This is a genomic window from Bradyrhizobium sp. Crot121, from assembly GCF_059512385.1.
On record NZ_JCAMOR010000033.1, the window covers coordinates 45,432 to 63,301 of the forward strand.

At 62.9% G+C, this 17,870-nt stretch carries 16 protein-coding genes and 1 pseudogene; 6 read left to right on the forward strand and 11 right to left on the reverse strand.

The window, feature by feature from the left end; all coding sequences use genetic code 11:
* Window positions 1-51: 51 nt before the first annotated feature.
* Both AC5ZGW_RS25885 and AC5ZGW_RS25890 read right to left on the reverse strand, forming a co-directional pair.
* Window positions 52-1,707 (reverse strand): CopD family protein, encoded by a 1,656-nt coding sequence (locus tag AC5ZGW_RS25885; RefSeq protein WP_130225024.1) that lies wholly within the window; start codon window positions 1,705-1,707, stop codon window positions 52-54.
* Between the two features lie 2 nt (window positions 1,708-1,709).
* Window positions 1,710-2,069: a copper resistance CopC family protein gene (locus AC5ZGW_RS25890; RefSeq protein WP_130225023.1), complete on the reverse strand. Its 360-nt coding sequence runs from the start codon at window positions 2,067-2,069 to the stop codon at window positions 1,710-1,712.
* Between the two features lie 506 nt (window positions 2,070-2,575).
* Here AC5ZGW_RS25890 and AC5ZGW_RS25895 point away from each other — a divergent pair.
* The 4 genes from AC5ZGW_RS25895 to AC5ZGW_RS25910 all read left to right on the forward strand — a co-directional run bounded on the left by AC5ZGW_RS25895 (window position 2,576) and on the right by AC5ZGW_RS25910 (window position 7,162).
* Window positions 2,576-2,869, forward strand: a complete 294-nt coding sequence (locus tag AC5ZGW_RS25895) for a hypothetical protein (RefSeq protein WP_496113983.1) — start codon at window positions 2,576-2,578, stop codon at window positions 2,867-2,869.
* Window positions 2,870-3,357: 488 nt separating this feature from the next.
* A complete protein-coding gene (locus AC5ZGW_RS25900) occupies window positions 3,358-4,494 on the forward strand; it encodes a serine hydrolase domain-containing protein (protein ID WP_130225021.1) in 1,137 nt (378 codons plus the stop codon).
* A gap of 62 nt (window positions 4,495-4,556) precedes the next feature.
* The gene (locus AC5ZGW_RS25905) at window positions 4,557-6,245 is read left to right on the forward strand and encodes a S53 family peptidase (protein ID WP_130225020.1); all 1,689 of its coding nucleotides are present in this window, start codon (window positions 4,557-4,559) and stop codon (window positions 6,243-6,245) included.
* Window positions 6,246-6,331: 86 nt separating this feature from the next.
* Window positions 6,332-7,162 carry a C1 family peptidase gene (locus tag AC5ZGW_RS25910; RefSeq protein ID WP_165435123.1) on the forward strand — a complete coding sequence of 277 codons (831 nt, stop codon included), beginning with the start codon at window positions 6,332-6,334 and terminating at the stop codon, window positions 7,160-7,162.
* A gap of 141 nt (window positions 7,163-7,303) precedes the next feature.
* Here the strand turns inward: AC5ZGW_RS25910 and AC5ZGW_RS25915 are convergent, their stop codons facing one another.
* From AC5ZGW_RS25915 to AC5ZGW_RS25935, 5 genes are read right to left on the reverse strand one after another with little or no spacing between them, the layout of a single operon-like run.
* Window positions 7,304-8,449: an acyl-CoA dehydrogenase family protein gene (locus tag AC5ZGW_RS25915; RefSeq protein ID WP_130225018.1), complete on the reverse strand. Its 1,146-nt coding sequence runs from the start codon at window positions 8,447-8,449 to the stop codon at window positions 7,304-7,306.
* Between the two features lie 14 nt (window positions 8,450-8,463).
* Window positions 8,464-9,291 carry an SDR family NAD(P)-dependent oxidoreductase gene (locus AC5ZGW_RS25920; protein WP_130225017.1) on the reverse strand — a complete coding sequence of 276 codons (828 nt, stop codon included), beginning with the start codon at window positions 9,289-9,291 and terminating at the stop codon, window positions 8,464-8,466.
* Window positions 9,292-9,304: 13 nt separating this feature from the next.
* Window positions 9,305-9,715 (reverse strand): MaoC family dehydratase, encoded by a 411-nt coding sequence (locus tag AC5ZGW_RS25925; RefSeq protein ID WP_130225016.1) that lies wholly within the window; start codon window positions 9,713-9,715, stop codon window positions 9,305-9,307.
* Window positions 9,712-10,167, reverse strand: coding sequence for a MaoC family dehydratase N-terminal domain-containing protein (locus AC5ZGW_RS25930; protein ID WP_130225015.1), 456 nt, complete (start codon window positions 10,165-10,167; stop codon window positions 9,712-9,714). The genes AC5ZGW_RS25925 and AC5ZGW_RS25930 overlap by 4 nt, the downstream gene beginning before the upstream one ends.
* 8 nt (window positions 10,168-10,175) lie before the next feature.
* Window positions 10,176-11,357, reverse strand: a complete 1,182-nt coding sequence (locus AC5ZGW_RS25935; protein WP_130225014.1) for a lipid-transfer protein — start codon at window positions 11,355-11,357, stop codon at window positions 10,176-10,178.
* Window positions 11,358-11,448: 91 nt separating this feature from the next.
* Between AC5ZGW_RS25935 and AC5ZGW_RS25940 the strand changes: the two genes are divergently transcribed.
* The gene (locus AC5ZGW_RS25940; RefSeq protein WP_130225013.1) at window positions 11,449-12,183 is read left to right on the forward strand and encodes a TetR/AcrR family transcriptional regulator; all 735 of its coding nucleotides are present in this window, start codon (window positions 11,449-11,451) and stop codon (window positions 12,181-12,183) included.
* Window positions 12,183-13,739: an acyl-CoA synthetase gene (locus AC5ZGW_RS25945; RefSeq protein WP_130225012.1), complete on the forward strand. Its 1,557-nt coding sequence runs from the start codon at window positions 12,183-12,185 to the stop codon at window positions 13,737-13,739. Before AC5ZGW_RS25940 ends, AC5ZGW_RS25945 begins: the two co-directional genes overlap by 1 nt.
* 76 nt (window positions 13,740-13,815) lie before the next feature.
* On the opposite strand, the pseudogene AC5ZGW_RS25950 reads toward AC5ZGW_RS25945, so the two are convergent.
* The 4 genes and pseudogenes from AC5ZGW_RS25950 to AC5ZGW_RS25965 form a co-directional block, all read right to left on the reverse strand.
* Window positions 13,816-13,992: pseudogene (locus tag AC5ZGW_RS25950) on the reverse strand (NYN domain-containing protein); the annotation flags it as partial.
* A gap of 131 nt (window positions 13,993-14,123) precedes the next feature.
* The gene (locus AC5ZGW_RS25955) at window positions 14,124-15,575 is read right to left on the reverse strand and encodes an aldehyde dehydrogenase family protein (protein WP_130225011.1); all 1,452 of its coding nucleotides are present in this window, start codon (window positions 15,573-15,575) and stop codon (window positions 14,124-14,126) included.
* Window positions 15,576-15,634: 59 nt separating this feature from the next.
* Window positions 15,635-16,966 (reverse strand): MFS transporter, encoded by a 1,332-nt coding sequence (locus tag AC5ZGW_RS25960; protein ID WP_130225010.1) that lies wholly within the window; start codon window positions 16,964-16,966, stop codon window positions 15,635-15,637.
* Between the two features lie 73 nt (window positions 16,967-17,039).
* A complete protein-coding gene (locus AC5ZGW_RS25965) occupies window positions 17,040-17,846 on the reverse strand; it encodes an enoyl-CoA hydratase/isomerase family protein (protein ID WP_028165737.1) in 807 nt (268 codons plus the stop codon).
* Between the last annotated feature and the right edge of the window lie 24 nt (window positions 17,847-17,870).

The following is a 17,870-nucleotide window of genomic DNA, read 5'->3' on the forward strand; positions in this document are numbered from 1 at the left end:
CGGCGCCTTGCCAAGCAACCGATGGCCGCGAAACGTTAACCGACGTTTGGATCAAGCCTCCCGATAATCGAGCAGGATCAGCCCGACCAGAATGAATGCCACGGGCCAGATCCAGGAGGCGAAGCGGCTTGCCTTGCCGTCGAGACGGAGCTCCAGCCAGCGCGCCCATCCGGCGAGGATTCCGCATAGCGCCAGCGGCGTGTGGCTCATCTCGATCAGGAGCTGGTCCTTGATGTTGGCGATGGCATGGGAATGGGTGAGCAGCAGTGCGCCGCCGATCGCGGTGGTCAGAGGAAACACCAGCGCCGCCTTGCTGTTCCTGAGCCCGCCGACCTGCACGCGCCACTCGAACAGACCAAACACGACGATCAGCAACACGAAGATGCGATGCTGTGCGATCTCGGGATCACGCAGCGATTCGAAAAAGCCGAACTGTCCGAGCGGCCACGCCGCCTCGTCGGCACGGAAGAACAGAAACGTTGCCATCGCTAGAAAAAGCAGCGGCCAATGCCTTGCCCACCGGCCCCAACGAAAATGCTGGATCAGGGCGAGAAGGCCGATGAGGACGACGAATATCCCCGCCCAATGGTGGTTGAATTCCGACCAGGCGACATCCGCGGCGTTACGGGGCAGGATCGTGCCTTCGCCTGGGACATAGGCCAGCGGTGCCGTTGTCCGCTGCGCATCGGCCGCAGCAATCTTTGCCTGCAATTCCGCGACGGTGAGCTTGTCGTAATCAGGGCTTGACAGGCGGATCGGGAATTGCGGCGTAAACCGCTCGACGATCTCGGACCAGCTCACCCGGTCCTGCGCCAGATCGATGCCCGGCGGCAGCGACGTCAGGGAGGCGGCGGCAAAGAGCACAGCCGCACCGATGCCGATTTCCACTTCGGCGAACCGCTTCAGTCGGAGGATCGGTGTTGACGCATCGCGGCGCAGCCGGTCGACGGTGAAGAAGTTGAAGGCGCCCAGGGCGAGCAGCATCAGCAGCAGACAGACCTTCGCGCTTGTCATGACGCCATAGGCGGTGCCGTAGATCGCCTCGAAGGAGCCGATATAGCCGATCGACATCACGGTGCCGCCGACGAGGATGGCGCCCACTGATGCCATCGACATCACCGAATAGCGCCGCCCGATCAGCTTCCAGTCAACCGGATCTTGACAGAGGTTGAGCGCGATCAGGAAGCAAGGCAGGCCTCCGATCCAGACCGCGGCACCGAGCATGTGCAGCCCGCCCGCGACGAGGTAGGGCCATCGCAGTTCGAGACGACTCGCCGCGTGAGTGACCGAAAGCTGCGCGATCAAGATCACGGCGGCGAGGCCGACAAGAAAGAGAAGTCGTGACGTTGTCCACGACCTCCTTGCGAGGAGAGCAATGAGGAAGGCGCAAGCGGCGATCACGAGGTCCGCTCGTACGAAACCGGCCCCGGCCGCCTCCGCCCACGACAGCTCGAGCGTGCCGACAAGCGCGAGCGCGTTAAGTACGAGCGAGCAAAGCGTGAAGATGCCCAGGAGGAAGGAGCTGATAACAAGAAAAGTCCGGCAGTGGCTGCCAATCTTGGCGCTCTCGACGGAAAGCCAGGGCTGGAGCGGTTGCAGCAGCACAAGCAGGAAGGCAAGCGTGCCGAGCGTGAAAGTCTGGCTCGTGAGAATCAGACCCCGCAGAACGACGGACAGGTAGCCGAATATGTCGAGAAAGAGCGACACGGCTATCGCACGGTGAACCGAATATCGCCGCGCGTGATGTGCCCGTCGACGCTCAGCACCTGCCAGCGCAGACGCCAAGCACCAGGGCTGAGACCTTTTGCCTCCGCATCCAGCGCGTCGGGTGGCGAATCGGCCGCCGGTGCGAGCCGCTGCTCTGTCCCACCAGCGCCGATCAGCGTCACTTTCGAACGATCGCGATCAATTCGACTGTTGAACTGCAGATGAACCGGCACATTGCCAGCAGGCACAACCGCGTCAGCCGCGGGCGACGACTTGATCACGATGGCGTGCGCGATAGCCTCCTGGAGAGAAAGCAAAACAAGGAGCAGCACCGAAAACGGCAATGGAATGCTGAGTCTCATGCGCGGCGGCTATTGTTGAGGAGAATGCAGGTAATCATTCACCGGTTCTCGTGACCTGGTCACTGACGTGACTGTACGAACCAGCTCAATATCGCAGTTGACCATGTGCTGGCTGAACTCGGCTTCAACTATCCACTGGTTATGGGTAAAGACCGCGTGAGCTTAGCAAGGAGCGCCAAGCCGATTGGGCGGGAAGCTCCGCTCATCATCCCAGACTCCCAAAAATGATACGGCATAGTTTTGTTATGTCAAGCGCATTCCACCCCGGCATCTGCGGCCTTGAAGACGGCTAGCGCGACGCCGCTGCGCGCAGGATGTATCGCGCACCTTAAGCGGCGGTGCGTCTCGGTTACCGATGTAGCCGCTCAGTCTGCAGCACGTCATGATCCGGTAGCAGAGTTGGCTAAAATTTCGAAAGTACAGCGATCGACGAGCGGCGCACCGCAAAGCGGGCCGAGCGTTCATGAAGAGCTCTCGTTGAGATCGAACAAGAGCCGGGTGCACGAATGATGTTTTCGGATGTAACGTACTACCTGTTTACGGTCTTCAACGCTCTGCGGGTCATTTCCTATCTGCCGCAGATCTACAGGATCGCGCATGATACCAATGGCGCCTCGGCCATTTCCTATTCGACCTGGTTTCTGTGGACTGCCGCGAACGGATCAACGGCCGTCTACTCGTTTTCCAATCTCGGGGACATGACGCTCGGCTTGACCAACGGGTTCAACGCGCTGTGCTGCGTGATCGTCGTCGCGCTGACGGCGTTCAAGCATCGCCAGTTTCAATCGCAGATCAGGTAGGGCACAAGCTGAACTGCGGGCTTGAACCAGAAAAGATGAAAACGCGACCTTCATTGCGGATACACCGAATGAAGGGGGAGGTGATTCCATCGACCGGCAGCTAGCGAGGCAACAGACCCTATAGCGTGCCACTACGAAAGCATTCGGTATATATTTTCTTTGAATCCCATCTCCCTACGTTACCATCCATAAGTTGTGCAGCCCGATTGTCTGCGCGACCACCCTAAAGGGTAGTGGTATATCATCGGCGATGATCTAAAGTTGTTCGCTGAATAGCGCCAACCGAAGCACTCAAGCGCAACGACCTTACAAAGTTCTCCGGCTCCCGGCGACGCAAGTCGCCGAACAGAAGGATTGTGCCGATGACCTTCCGGTTTCTCGCAAGTGGCGCCACGGCGTCGGAGGCACTCGCGGCGACGGCGTTTTCCTAAACTGCAACAGATACGTCGCCTCAGCGTCTGAGGCTGGCACGCGACTGGAGAACTGCGATGCAGAACGCGAATGGAATCAGGACAATAGTCGATCGCATCTTTTCACCTCTTGTCGCACCTCTCGGGATCCCCGAGCCGAAGAAGTCCGTCGGAATTCTGGTCGGCGTGACGGTCGCCGGCCAGCGTTATTATTTCCGGTTCGGACAGGTCGACCTGCATGAGGGCGGCACCGGTTCGATTGACGACACCGTGGTCTTCATCGGCTCGAACACCAAGGTCTTCACGGCGACACTTCTGGCGCTCGCGGCGTCGCAAACCTCGGCGACGCAGGACACCCGCGTCACCGATCTGCTGCCGTCCGACATCATCCTGAAACAGCCCCACGGCGACATCCTGCTCTGGCACCTCGCCACCCACAGCGCCGGATTCCCGACCCCAGTATGCGGGCAGCGGCCTGCGTTCGGCGACTATCCTCTCTCGTCGCTGGGCGCATTCCTGAACGACTTCACGCCGCCTTATGCGCCCGGCAGACACTGGGTCTACAGCAATCCGGGCTTCGCGCTTCTCGGCGTGCTGCTGTCGCATGCCTATGCTGGCGGCAATAGCGCGTTCAACTGGGACGCGACCTACCAGAACTGGCCGGCGCTTGTGGTCGACCGCGTGACGGCGCCGCTCGGCATGACGTTGACGCAGGTCAATTACAGCGCCGTGAAGGCGAAGGTCGCGCAAGGCTACAATTATGTCCCGCCCACGAGCCTGCCGCCGTCCTATAAGGCGGTCAAGCCGCCGGACTGGGTGCTGACTTCGGCGGGGCTCGGCGCCGGCGCGCTGTCGTCGACGCTCGCCGACATGCTGACGTTCCTGGAGGCCGAAATCAGTCCGCCGGAGGGACATCTTGGCCTGGCGATGAGACAGACCCAGAAGGTCCACCCGCCGTCCAACGTGCTGTCCATGGGGCTCGGCTGGCAACTGTCCAACGACTACTTCGACAAGAACGGCGGCTTCGAGGGCTACGAGACCTACATGGCCTTCGATGCCACGCACAAGGTCGGCGTGTTCGTGTTCGGCAACACCAGCGGCGGCGCGGGCGACGCGATCACGACCAGCGGGCGTATCCTGCTCGGCGAGCTGCGCGGCATCGCGGCGATGCCCTCGACATTCCCGACGCCGGACAAAGTCCCGCACTGCCCGTGAGGCCAAAGATCGCACCATCGCGATCCCGACACGGTTTTTCATCGAAATGGAGCCTGACAACCATGACGGATCATCGAGACCTATCGATTGTTCAAGATAGCGGGTTGCCGAAGCATCTGCTGCAGGCCCGCGAAGCTGTGGCCGATCCCGATCAGGTGCTGCGCGCCACGCTGCGGCTTGTACCGCGCTGCGGCGACGAGGCTCTGCTGGCGCGAGCGAGCGCGCTCGGCCGGCAGCCAATCGCAGGCCGCACGTTTCTCGCGCGCGGCGCGCTGGCTGACGAGGTGATGCCTGCCCCCGAGGCGCTCGCCGCGGTGAAAGCCTTCTGTCACGAGCACGGCTTCACCTTGAGCCGAACCGCGCTGGGCGGCCTGTTCGTCACCATCGAAGGCAAGGCCGGCGCTCTCGCGTGCGCCTTCGGCGTCACGATCGGCCGCTATCGCTACGGCGACCTCGTCCTGCGTGCCTATGAAGGCGTCTTGCGCTTGCCGGCCGCGCTCGCACCTTATGTGCGCGCCGTGCTCGGCCTCGACGATCTCTCCCGGATCGCCGCCCAGCCGAACGCCGCGGACTTCATCGAGCCGCCCTCACTCAAGGGCAATCTGCCGACCACGGTCGCGTTCGACTACTATCAATATCCCCAGGATCTGATCGGCCGCGGCGCCACCGTCGCCTTCATCGAGCAGAATCTCAAGGTCGACCTCGCCAAGATCCAAGCCTACTACACCAAGCTTGGCGTCGGCCCCGTGACCATCGTCCTGGTGCCGGAATGGGGGCCGCCCAACACGCCGGAGGACCCCGAGCCGTCAAAACTCAACGGTGAAGCAATGATGGATCTCAAGCTCACCGGCGCGGTCGCGCCTGGCGCGACGCTCGTGGGTTACAGCATCGTCCAAGACTACGGCTACTCGTCCGACCCGTGGGTCGACACCCTGATCGCGGCACTCGAGAACGAGAAGCACCCCTGCGACGTCATGTCGATCAGCCTTGGCCAGCCGGAATCGGCCTGGTCCACACAGACAGCGCTATGCGTGGATTTTCTGTTCGCCATCGCGGGCCTGCTCGGCGTCACCGTGTGCGTCGCTTCCGGCGACTTTGGCGCACCTGGTAATCTGAATCGTGGCGGCACCTACAAGCAAAACTGCGCGTTTCCGGCATCCTCGCCGTTCTGCCTCGCCTGCGGCGGGACCGAGCTCGTGCTTTCGCAGCAGGGCGACCAGCGCATCCTGAACGGCGAGGTGGTGTGGAACGAGATGGCCGAGATCGGACAGAAGCGCGCGACCGGAGGCGGCATCAGCATGCTGTTTCCGGTCCCTGACTTCCAGCAGACGCTCACTCTGCCGGCGCCGTTCAATGAGGGGCAGACATCCGGCCGCGGCATGCCGGACGTGGCCAGCAATGCGGCTGCGAACAGCAGCTATGATGTCGGCTACGGCACGAGCGCGGCGGCGCCGATGTGGGCGGCCCTGATGGCGCTGCTCGTGGAGGGAAATGGGGGAATGCCAATCGGCTATCTCAACCCACGGCTCTATGAGCTGCAGCTCGGCGGCACCGAGTGTTGCAAGCCGATTACCGAGGGCGACAACGGACCGCCCGATTCGAACATCTCATTTTCGGCCGGTAAGCCCTGGAACGCCTGCTGCGGGCTCGGCTCGCCGCTTGGCTCCAGCCTCGCCGCGGCGCTCGGGATCGGCGCGGCGACGAGCCAAAGCCGGGCCCAGCGCAAGACGGCGGAAGCCGTATCATTATGACGGATTCGCCGGCCGCAAGACCCCGCCGGACGGCATGACCGCCCGGTCTCGTCCCGATCATTCCACATCACACAATGGAGGTTTTCATGTCGACGCAGGAAGCTGCTCTCAACGCTGTCTTCAATCCAGGGTACGATCCGACAACCGCCGAGACCGGGCGCTCGATCCGGCCAGCGTTCACCGGAGCGCTCCCCACATCTGCAACCGTCAATCCCGACTATCTGCCGCCACCGCAGGCGCAGGGCACGGCGCAGCACCAGGGCAGTCCCGGCAGCTGCGCTGCGTGGGCCTCGACCTATGGTCTTGCCACCTTCACCGCCGCTGCCGCGTCGAAGCAATCGCCGTCGACCTCGCCGCTGCAGGCGAGCCCGGCCCACATTTATATCCAAGTCATGAAGAGCTACGGCGTCAGCACCTGCAATGGCTCGCGGCTCGACTCCTATCTCAACCTTCTGACCCAGGCAGGAACGCCAAACTGGGCAACGGCGCCATATTATCCGAGCTGCCCCGAGCTCTGGTCGAGCTATGATGCGAACGCGACGGTCGACGCGAGCTTCCAGATTCCCGGCTGGGCGATGGTAGACACGTCCGATCTCGATTCCATCAAGGCGGTGATCGCCAATGGCGGCGCGCTCTGCTACGGCACCGCGCTGAACGAGGGCTTCGGGAGCTACAGCAGCACCTCGCCGAGTCCGATGACCGGCCCCTTCAACAAGGACAAGAGTCCGGACGGCAAGCTCGTCGGCCACTGCATGCTCATCATCGGCTACGACGACGACCAGCAAGCCATCCTGATCCAGAACAGCTTCGGCCCGGATTGGGGCCACCAGTGGAACGGCAGCGGCGGCTATATCTGGATGAGCTACAAGCTCTTCCAGTATCTGGCGCAAGGGAAGGCAATGTACGTCACGCCCTGATCGCCGGACGGGCGCTGGATCGCGACGGAGGAAGTGCTGGCACAGTGCCCGCAGGGCCTCCAAGCAGCAGCTCGACGCGGCCGTAGCCGCAGCGAAGGCCGCCTACCCGGCTTGGGCGGCCCCCTATCGAGGATCGGCTCGCTACAACGACCGCGCGATCAAGAGCTTCATGATCTCGTTGGTGCCGCCGTAGATCTTCTGGATCCGCGAATCTACGAACATGCGGGAGATCGGGTATTCCTGCATGTAGCCGTAGCCGCCGTGCAGTTGCAGACATTCGTCGGCGGTTTCGACCTGCTTTTGCGAGCACCACCACTTGGCCATCGAAGCGGTGACGGTATCGAGGTCCTTGGTGATCAGGCGCTCGATACACCAGTCGACGAAAATGCGCGCGATCATCGCCTCCGTCTTGCGCTCGGCGAGCTTGAAGGCGGTGTTCTGGAAGTCCAGGAGCGGCTTGCCGAACGCAGTCCGCTGCTTGGTATAATCCGAGGTCAGCTTGACCGCACGCTCCATCGAGGCGACGGCTCCGACTGCCAGCGCCAGCCGCTCCTGCGGCAATTGCTGCATCAGTTGCACAAAGCCTTGACCTTCCTCGGGCCCGAGAAGGTTTTCCGGCGGCACGGTGACGTTGTCGAAGAACAGTTCCGACGTATCGGAGGCGTGTAGCCCGATCTTGTCGAGGTTGCGTCCGCGCCGGTAGCCAGCCGCACCCGCGGTCTCGACCACGATCAGCGAAATGCCCTTGGCGCCGACTTCCCCGGTGCGCGCGACGACAATGACGAGATCGGCGGCCTGGCCGTTGGTGATGAATGTCTTCTGACCATTGATGACATAGGAATTACCCTGCTTTTTCGCCGTGGTCCTGACGTTCTGCAGGTCTGAGCCGGTGCCCGGCTCCGTCATGGCGATCGCGCCGACCATCTCCCCGGTCGCCATTTTCGGCAGCCAGCGCTTCTTCTGCTCCTCGGAGCCGTAGTTCAGAATGTAGTGGGCGACGATGGCGCTGTGCACGGAGACGCCGGTCGTGACTTCCGGCACTGTGCTCTCGAGGTCCTCGAGCACCGCGGCATCATAGGCGAAGGTGGCCCCTAACCCGCCATAAGCCTCCGGCACGCTGGGCAAGAGCGCCCCCATCTCGCCGAGCGCGCGCCAGGCGAAGCGGTCGACCATTTTCTGGTCGCGCCATTTCTCAGCGTGCGGCGCCAGATCCTTGGCCAGGAATTTCCGGAATTGGTCACGGAACGTATCCAGTTCCTCGGTCATCCAGGACGATCGGTATTCCATGAAACCCCCTGCTCTCAGACGATGAGGCCGCCGCCGGCAACGACGACCTGGCCGCTGATATAATTGGATTCCGGACTGCAGAACAGATAGACAGCATCCGCTGCCTCTTCAGGTGTACCGCCGCGACCGAGCGGGATCATTCGTGCCATCATCTCCAGCATCTGCGGCTGTACGCCGACCTTGATCTCATGGCCGGCGACGTCAATGGTCTTTTGTTGCGCCTCGATCGGCTGCGTCAGCCGGGTGTTGATCAGGCCGAAGGCGACGCAATTGACGTTGACCTTGTAGCGCCCCCATTCCTTGCACAGCGTTCGTGTCAGGCCGACCAGCGAGGCCTTGGCCGAGGAATAGCTCGCCTGCCCGGCATTGCCGTAGAGGCCGGCGATGGAGGAGATGTTCACGATTTTGCGAAACACCTCGCGCCCCTGCTCCGCCTCCTGCTTGGCAAACACCCGGATCGGTTCGGCGGCGGCACGCAGGATGCGGAACGGCGCCACGAGGTGCACGTCGAGCATCGCCTGGAACTGCTCATCCGTCATCTTCTGGATCGTGGAGTCCCAGGTGTAACCGGCATTGTTGACGATGATGTCGAGGCCGCCGAACCTTTCCAGCGCAGCGCCAACAAAGCGGTCGGCAAAGCCTGCCTCCGCGACGCTGCCGTTCACTGCGACCGCATCGCCGCCAAGCCCCTTGATCTCCGCCACCACGGCATCGCCCGGCTCGGCGTCAAGATCGTTGACCACGACTTTCGCGCCCTCGCGCGCAAGCTTGAGCGCGATCGAGCGCCCGATGCCGCGGCCGGAGCCGGTGACGAGCGCGATCTTGCCTTGCAGCCTTGCCATGAGCATGTCCTCCTTAGAGCGCGATGACGGCGCTGCCTTCTAGCTTGACCTCGCCGCGCTCGTCTTTGGTGGTAAGTGCGAGCCTGACTCTGCGCTCGCCGTTCTCCTCGAACAACTCGGCCACGGTGCCCTCGCATGTCAGCCGCGCACCGAGTTGGGTGATGGCCACGAACCGCGTCGCGAACGCGCGCAGCCGCGCCGGTGGCACCGCATCCGTCACCGCCTGGCCAAGACAGGCCATGACCAGCATGCCGTGGGCGAACACGTCAGGGAATCCGGCGCTCCTGGCGAAATCAATATCGACATGGATCGGATTGTGATCGCCTGAAGCGCCGCAATAAAGCGCAAGCGTATGCCGGGTGATCGGCGGGAACGTCTTGTGGACGAGGCGGTCGCCGATTCTGATCTCGCCGATTTCCGTCATGGCGCCACCTGGTTGCGCACCACGACGGTGCGCGCGGTGTCGGCGACATGCACGCCGTCCTGATTGGTCACCTCGCATTGGATGACGACCAGCGTCAGCGCGCCACCCTTCTTCTCGGTGACGGCTGTAACCCGTGGGCGGAAGGTCAGGAGGTCGCCGATCACGGCCGGCGCGTGGTAGACGAAGCTCTGCTCGCCATGCAGCACGCGGGCGAGATCAATGCCGAGCGCCGTCAGCATCTCGAACGGCTCTGCGGCATCCATCATTTCCAGGCAGAACAGGTAAGTCGGCGGCACCGGCGTTGCTGCGAACCCCGCCGCGCGCGCAGCCGCCTCATCGCGGTAGACCGGGTTGGTCTCGCCAAGCGTATCGAGGAAGTAGCGCAGCCGACCCGGCTCCGCGCGCGCGGTGACAGGCGTGAAGTGCCGGCCCACGGCGGATTGATCGACCATAGTCGGTATCAATTTCTCTGATAGAGCGTGACGACGCAGGCGCCGCCGAGGCCGAGATTATGCTGCAGCGCTAGCTTTGCGCGCTCGACTTGCGTCGGGCCGGCCATGCCGCGTAGCTGCCGCGTCAGCTCGTAGCACTGTGCAAGACCCGTAGCGCCGAGTGGATGGCCCTTGGACAACAGCCCGCCGGAGGGATTGGTCACGATCCGGCCGCCATAGGTGTTGTCGCCGTCGTCGATGAACTTCGCCGCCTCGCCCTCGCCGCAGAGCCCCAGCGCCTCATAGGTGATCAGCTCATTGTGGGCAAAGCAGTCGTGCAGTTCGACCACGTCGAGATCTTCAGGCCCGATGCCCGCGCTATCGTAGACGCGCTTTGCTGCCGCGCACGCCATGTCGTAGCCGACCAGGCGCATCATGTCGCCGGCGCCGAAGGTCGAGGGCGTGTCGGTTGTCATCGCCTGTGCGGCGATCCGCACCGTCCTGGCAATGCCGTGCTTGTCGGCGAACCGATCCGACACCAGCACCGCCGCCGCGCCACCGCAGGTCGGGGGGCAGGCCATCAAGCGCGTCATCACCCCAGGCCAGATCACCTGATCGTTCATCACGGCATCAGCGGTGACCTCCTTGCGGAAGATCGCCAGCGGGTTGTTCGCCGCATGGCGGCTCGCTTTCGCGCGCACCTTGGCAAAAGCGTCGAGCGGCGTGCCGTATTTCTGCATGTGGGCAAGGCCCGCCCCGCCGAAATAGCGCAGCGCGAGCGGAATGCCGGGCACGTCGATCAGCCGGTCCGCCGCCGCGTCGAATTCCTCGAACGCGCTCGGGCGGTCGGTGTAGACGCTGCCGAGCGCGCCGGGCTTCATCTGCTCGAAACCAACCGCCAGCACGCAATCCGCCGCGCCGCTTTCGATCATCTGCCGCGCCATGAACAGCGCGGTCGAGCCAGTCGAGCAGTTGTTGTTGATGTTGAAGATCGGAATGCCGGTCATTCCGACCTGATAGAGCGCGCGCTGCCCGCAGGTGGAATCACCATAGACGTAGCCGACATAGGCCTGCTGGATCGCGCTGTAGTCGAGCCCCGCATCAGCCAGCGCCAGCTTCGTCGCCTCCGCACCCATCGCATGATAGGGCGCACTGGCGCCAGGTTTGGCGAAGGGGATCATGCCGACACCGGCGACGATTACCTCGGACATCGCTTTCCTCCGAATAAATTACCCATTGGACTTTTTCTTACCCATGGGTAAGATTACAGCCTGCCGTCACCTGGAGTCAACGCGTCCGAGCATGGATTCAGGATCCCCCACCCTGCCGTCTTCCCCCTGGCTGCCATTCGAAAGCCGGCGCCGCGCCCGCGACGAGAAGCGCGAGGCGGTGCTGCGCACGGCGGTGCAGCTTTTCCTGGAGCAGGGCTATCACCGCGCGACATTGAATGACGTCGCCGAGCGGCTGAACATCACCAAGCCCGCGCTCTACAATTACTTCCGCAGCAAGCACGAGATCCTGTTCGAGTGCTGGTCGATGGGCGCAGATCTCGTCGACAGCGTCATCACCGAGATCAATGCCGGCGGCGGTTCGGGCCTCATCAAGCTGCGCAAGCTGGTGCATTCCTATGCGGAATTGATGGCGACCGATTTCGGCGCGAGCCTGGTGCGCTTCGACCTGCGCGATCTTGCCGAGAAGGATGCCGGCATCGCGCGCGCCGCCAAGAAACGGATCGATGCGACATTCCGCAAGTATATTTCGAGCGGCATCGCCGACGGCTCGATCAAGCGCTGCGATCCGAAGCTTGCTGCTTTCGCGATCGCGGGCGCGCTGAACTGGATCGGGCACTGGTACCGGCGCGACGGCACATCGTCGCCGACCGACATCGCCGACGAATTCACGGCCCGGCTGACCGAAGGCTTGGCTGCGGTCGCAATTCCCAATCACAACTCAGAACAAAAGACGCCGAGCGCGCCCTTGCGGCGCCAAACAAGGCGCAAGGCACAAGGGAAGAAACGCACAGGAGGAGCGTCTTAATGAACATCACCCACGGATTGCGGCGGGCGCTGCAGATCAACCCGAATGGACTGGCCACTGTATGCCGCGAGCGACGACGCACCTGGCGCGTCGTGGGAGAACGGGTCGCGCGACTCGCCGGAGGCTTGCGGGCGCGCGGCGTCGCCGATGGCGATCGCGTCGCGGTGCTATCGCTCAATTCCGACCGCTATCTCGAGCTCTATCTCACGGTCGGCTGGGCCGGCGCGGTGATCGTGCCGCTCAACATCCGCTGGAGCGCGCTGGAGAATGAGGATGCGCTGCGCGACTGCCGCGCCAGCGTCCTGTTCGTCGACAAGGCGTTTGCGCCAACCGGCGCGCAGCTCGCGAAGGCGATCCCGGGACTCAAGCTGATCCTTGCCGACGATGGCGATGCGCCATCGGACACCGAGAGCTATGAGGCCGTCATCGCGAGGAGCGAGCCGGTCGCCGACAGCATGCGCGAGAGCAAGGATCTCGCCGGCATCTTCTACACCGGCGGCACCACGGGGCGCTCCAAGGGCGTGATGCTCAGCCACCATAATCTGATGGCGAATGCCCTCAATGCGCTCGGTGAAGGGCTGTTTCCGGCAAGCTCGGTCTATCTGCATGCCGCACCGATGTTCCATCTCGCCAACGGAGCGGCGATGTATTCGCTGCTCCTCTCCGGCGGCTCCAATGTGATCATCCAGGGCTTTACGCCCGACGCCGTTGCGGCCGCGATCCAGAGCCATTGTGTCACCGATGTGCTGCTGGTGCCGACCATGATCCAGATGCTGGTCGATCACCCGGCGATCGGCAGCTATGACCTGTCCTCGCTCAAGAACATCGTCTATGGCGCATCGCCCATCAGCGAGGCGGTGCTTGACCGCGCCGCGCGGGCGCTGCCGCATGTTCAGTTCACGCAGGCCTACGGCATGACCGAACTGTCGCCGATCGCGACGCTTCTGCACTGGAAGGAGCATATCGGCGAGGAACGCAAGAAGGGTCGCCACCGCGGCGCGGGCCGCGCCAGCCTTGGCTGCGAAGTGCGTATCGTCGACGAGAACGACCGGCCGGTGCCCTCGGGCAATGTCGGCGAGATCGTCGTGCGCGGCGACAACGTGATGATGGGCTATTGGGAACGGCCCGAGGAGACCGCGCGAGCCATCGTCGACGGCTGGATGCACACCGGCGACGGCGGCTATGTGGACGAGGACGGCTTCATCTATGTGGTCGACCGCGTGAAGGACATGATCATCTCCAGCGGCGAGAACGTCTATTCGATCGAGGTCGAGAATGCGCTGGCGCAGCATCCCTCGGTGCTGCAATGCGCGGTCATCGGCATCCCGAGCGAACAGTGGGGCGAGCAGGTCCATGCGGTCGTGGTCAAGCGCAGCGGCGTCGAAGTCTCCGCCGGCGAGCTGATCGAGTTCACCAAGACGCTGATCGCGGGCTACAAATGCCCGCGAAGCATCGAGATCACCGAGGCGCCTCTGCCGCTTTCCGGCGCCGGCAAGGTGCTGAAGCGCGAGCTGCGCAAGCCGTTCTGGGACAATCGCGAGCGCCGTGTAAACTGACTCACTCGGTTGATCGGAATCGATCGGACTGGGCCGGTCGCTCCGCGGGCTTCCGTTGAGCGGGGCGCTCGTACTAGTCGCGACCGATCAATGCTCGCATCTCATCAAGGTCCTGAAAAACGTCAGCCTGACGACGCAGCTCGTCAGCGACCATGGACGGATAACTCTTGATGGTGGATACAACTGTCACGCGCACGCCACGGCGCTGTACGGCTTCGACCAGCGAGCGGAAATCACCATCGCCAGAATCAAGTGAAAACAGGGCGCACTGCACTTTTTTTGATCACACGCTGACCATCCGACCGATCCGGAATCCGGCCCTGTTCACCTATCGCGTGACGCGCTGCCTGCCGGTCACCGATAGGCGTCAGTAGCGGCCGCTAGCTAGACAGTGCCGCAGTTCTGATAGATGTGCTTGATCTCAAGGAAGTCGATCAGCCCATCGTAACCGTGCAGCCGGCCTAGTCCGCTGCGGCGGTATCCACCGGTTTCCGCTTCGGCAAACAGCCTGTTATGGTCGTTAATCCACACCGTGCCATTGCGCAAAGCACGTGCGACGCGCATCGCGCGCGCGCCATCGTGGGTCCAGACGCTGGCAGAGAGGCCGTATTCGCTGTGATTGGCGCGGACAACCGCCTCCTGCTCATCCTCGAACCTCTCCAGAACGACAAACGGGCCGAAGATCTCCTCCTGCACGAAGAATCCCGAAGTATCGCGATGCGCAACCAGCGTCGGCGTCAGAAAGAATCCCTTGGCCAGATCTCCGTTCGGCCGTCCGCCACGCAGGACAACCTCGTCCGCTGCAGCCATCGCATCGTCGATCCTGTGCGAGACTGCGGCAAGCGACGCCGCATCGATCAACGGACCCATGTTCGTCTCTGCCGACAGGCCGGAGCCGATTTTCAGGTTTGTGAGAGAGGACCGCAGCGCTGCCTTCATCTCCTCATAACGCGACGCATGTACCAGAACACGCCGCGCCGCCGTACATTGCTGTCCGGAGATGATGGTCGCAGCGGCAGCGAGCTTTGGTGCCACGGTCGCGATATCTGCATCTTCAAAGACGAGACAGGCCGACTTCCCGCCGAGCTCAAGCGACAGTTTCTTCATGGTCGGCGCAGCCGCAGCCATGATGCGTTGCCCGGTCGCGTTCGAGCCGGTAAAGCTGAGCACGTCGACTTCGGGCGAAGTGACGAGATATTCCGCCACCTCGTGCCCCTGCTCGTTGACGAGATTGACGACGCCGGCAGGAAGCTGCTCGACGTCGCTAAGGCACTTGATGATCTCGGCAGTAACCAATGCCGTCTGCGGCGCGGGCTTGATCACCGCCGTGCACCCGGCGGCAAGGGCCGGCGTCAACGCGCGGATAAGCAACACCGCGGGTGCGTTCCACGGGATGATCAGGCCGGCGACGCCTGCCGGCTCTTTCAGCATCGTGGAGAACGTACCCGGTTCGACCTCGAGAACGTGTCCGGGGATATGACGCGTCAATCCCGCGTAGTAACGTATCTCCGAGACGCTGCCCTCGATCTCGCCGCGCGACTGCGCAAGCGGCTTTCCGTTCTCCAGCGTGAGAAGGCGCGCCAGTTCCGCGCCGCGCTGCTCCATCCGGTCCGCCCATCTCAGCATGACCAGCTGGCGAAGCCGCGGATTCTGCGACCAGCCCGCGCGCTCGAAAGCGCCGCGTGCGGCCGATACCGCCGCTTCCGCGTCTTTCTTTCCGCCGGCCTCGACGCGGCCGACCACCGCCTGATTGGAAGGATCAATGCTCGGCACCGTTTCACCGGAGGATGCCGGTTGCCAGACGCCGTCGATCAGATTGAGAGCATGAAGAGACATAATATCCGAACCTAACTTTCGATCGTGGCGGCGCGGCCCGACCGCGCCGCCACTAGTCCTCACTTGAAGTCGCCCTTGGTCTCTGGGATCACGATTGCCCCGATCAGGTAGATCGCGAAGACCGCAACCGAGAAGATGGCGAGCGATGTCGGAATCTGCGCGGCGCCGGCACTCACCAGCGACACGAAGGTCGGCATCATGCCGCCGAGCGCAAAGCCGATGTTCCAGGACAGCCCTGTACCGCTGGCGCGCACAGCCGTCGGGAAGCGCTCGTTCAGGAAGATCAGCACCGGTGCATAGCCGGCATTGCCGATGAAGGCGATCGCCAGCGCATAGAGCGTGATCTGCGTGATGTCCTTCGTCGCGGCAAGGCCCAGATAGCACAGCGGAAGCAGCACGATGGCACCTGCCCCGACCAGGAGAAAGGTCTTCTTCCGCCCGATCTTGTCGCTCAGCGATCCGATCAGAACCGCCGAGAAGAACGACGAGACGCTGGCGCCCATCAGGATCAGCGACGAGGTCTGGTTCGGGACCGCGTTGATGATCTTCAAGAAGCTCGGAAGATATCCGGAGGTCAGATAATAGCCCGCTCCACCGCCGAACGTGATCAGGATATTGAGCAGCAGGATCCTGCGGTACTCTCCCGAAAAAATCTCCTTAACCGGAGCCTTGGACGCCTCTGCCTTACGTGTCTTCTGCTGCCGCTTCAGTTCCTTGAAGTAAGGCGATTCCTCGAGGTTCTTGAAGATGAACCAGCCGAGCAAAGAGCTCAGCAGGCCGGAGAAGAACATCACGCGCCAGCCCCACTCCGCGAAGGCCTCACCGGGAAAGATCGAGGAGGTGATCAGGAACACGAACGACGCCAGCAACGCGCCGATCCCGGCGCCGCCGCCACCCACCAGGCCGGACATCGCCCCGCGCCAACTTGCGGGCACAGATTCCGTGCCGATGGTATGGGTCGAGGCCACCACCCCACCGACGAATACACCCTGCACCAGGCGCAGGATCAGGAAGATGATTGGCGCGATCACGCCGACCTGGGCGATCGTCGGCAGCAAGCCGAACGCAGCCGTGCTGATGCCGACACCGAAAATTGCGACCAGCATGGCGCGCTTGCGTCCGTGCACGTCGGCATAATGGCCGAATACGGCCGAGCCGAGCGGCCGCATCAGGAGCGTGACGGCGAACGATCCATACACTGCGGCCAGCGACAGCGCCGTATTGCTCGATGGAAAGAACAATGCGCCGACAACCGGCGCGACATAGAGCAGAATGAACAAATCAAAAAGATCGAGCGCCCAGCCGAGCACCGAGGCAATGATCGCGTTGACCATCTGTCGATTGTCTGCCGACGTCCGCACATTCGGGACGGACACGTCCATCTCAGCCATATTTCCCTCCCCGTCGAAGATTGCCGCGGCGGCTGACCGCCGTCCGCGGCGTTGTTAGTCGTCTTCCTTGTCGTCAGCGCCCGACGAACTTGGGCGGACGCTTGGCGTTGAAGGCTTCGACGCCTTCCTTGAAGTCCTCGGACTGACGCAGCCGGCTGTAGCAATGGCCCTCGAGCTCGATCGCGATCGTGAGCGTCGAGTCTTCGGTGTCGTTCAGGAGCTTCTTCGCGGTACGCTGCGCCAAAGGCGAGAAGGTGCGCAGCTCGTCGACCAGCCGGTCCGTCGCCTTCTCAAGCTCGGCGTCCGGCACGCATTCGGTCGCAATCCCCCACTCCAGCGCCTGCTTCGCCGAGATCCGCTTGGAGCGCATCACGATGTCCTTGGTGCGGGTGATACCGACCATTTTCTGCAGACGTGCCGATCCTCCCGACCCAGGGATCTGTCCGAGCTTCTGCTCCGGCAAGGCGTATTGCGTGGTTTCGGAAGCGATGCGGAAGTCGCAGGCGAGCGACAGCTCGAATCCGACGCCGAAGCAATAGCCGCGATTGGCGACAATCACCGGCTTGGCGCAACGTGCGGGCGCCGCGATATTCCAGGCCAGTTTTGATACGTGCTCCGGGCTCGCTTCCATGAAGCCGCCGATATTGCCGCCACTGGAGAAATGGTCGCCCTCGCCCCGCAACACGATGACGCGAACACGCGGATCTTCGTCGAGCGTCTCGAAGGTCAGCCGTAGCTGATCGCGCTGCGGCATCGAGACGACGTTATAGGGCGGCCGGCCGAGTATGATGTCGGCGCGCTCATGCGCCTCGTCGATCTCGACCTTGAACCCATCGAGCTTGGCGAGACGGGGATCGGCAAAGGTGTACGGGGATGGCATGTAGTTTTCCTTTCGTTGGTGTCG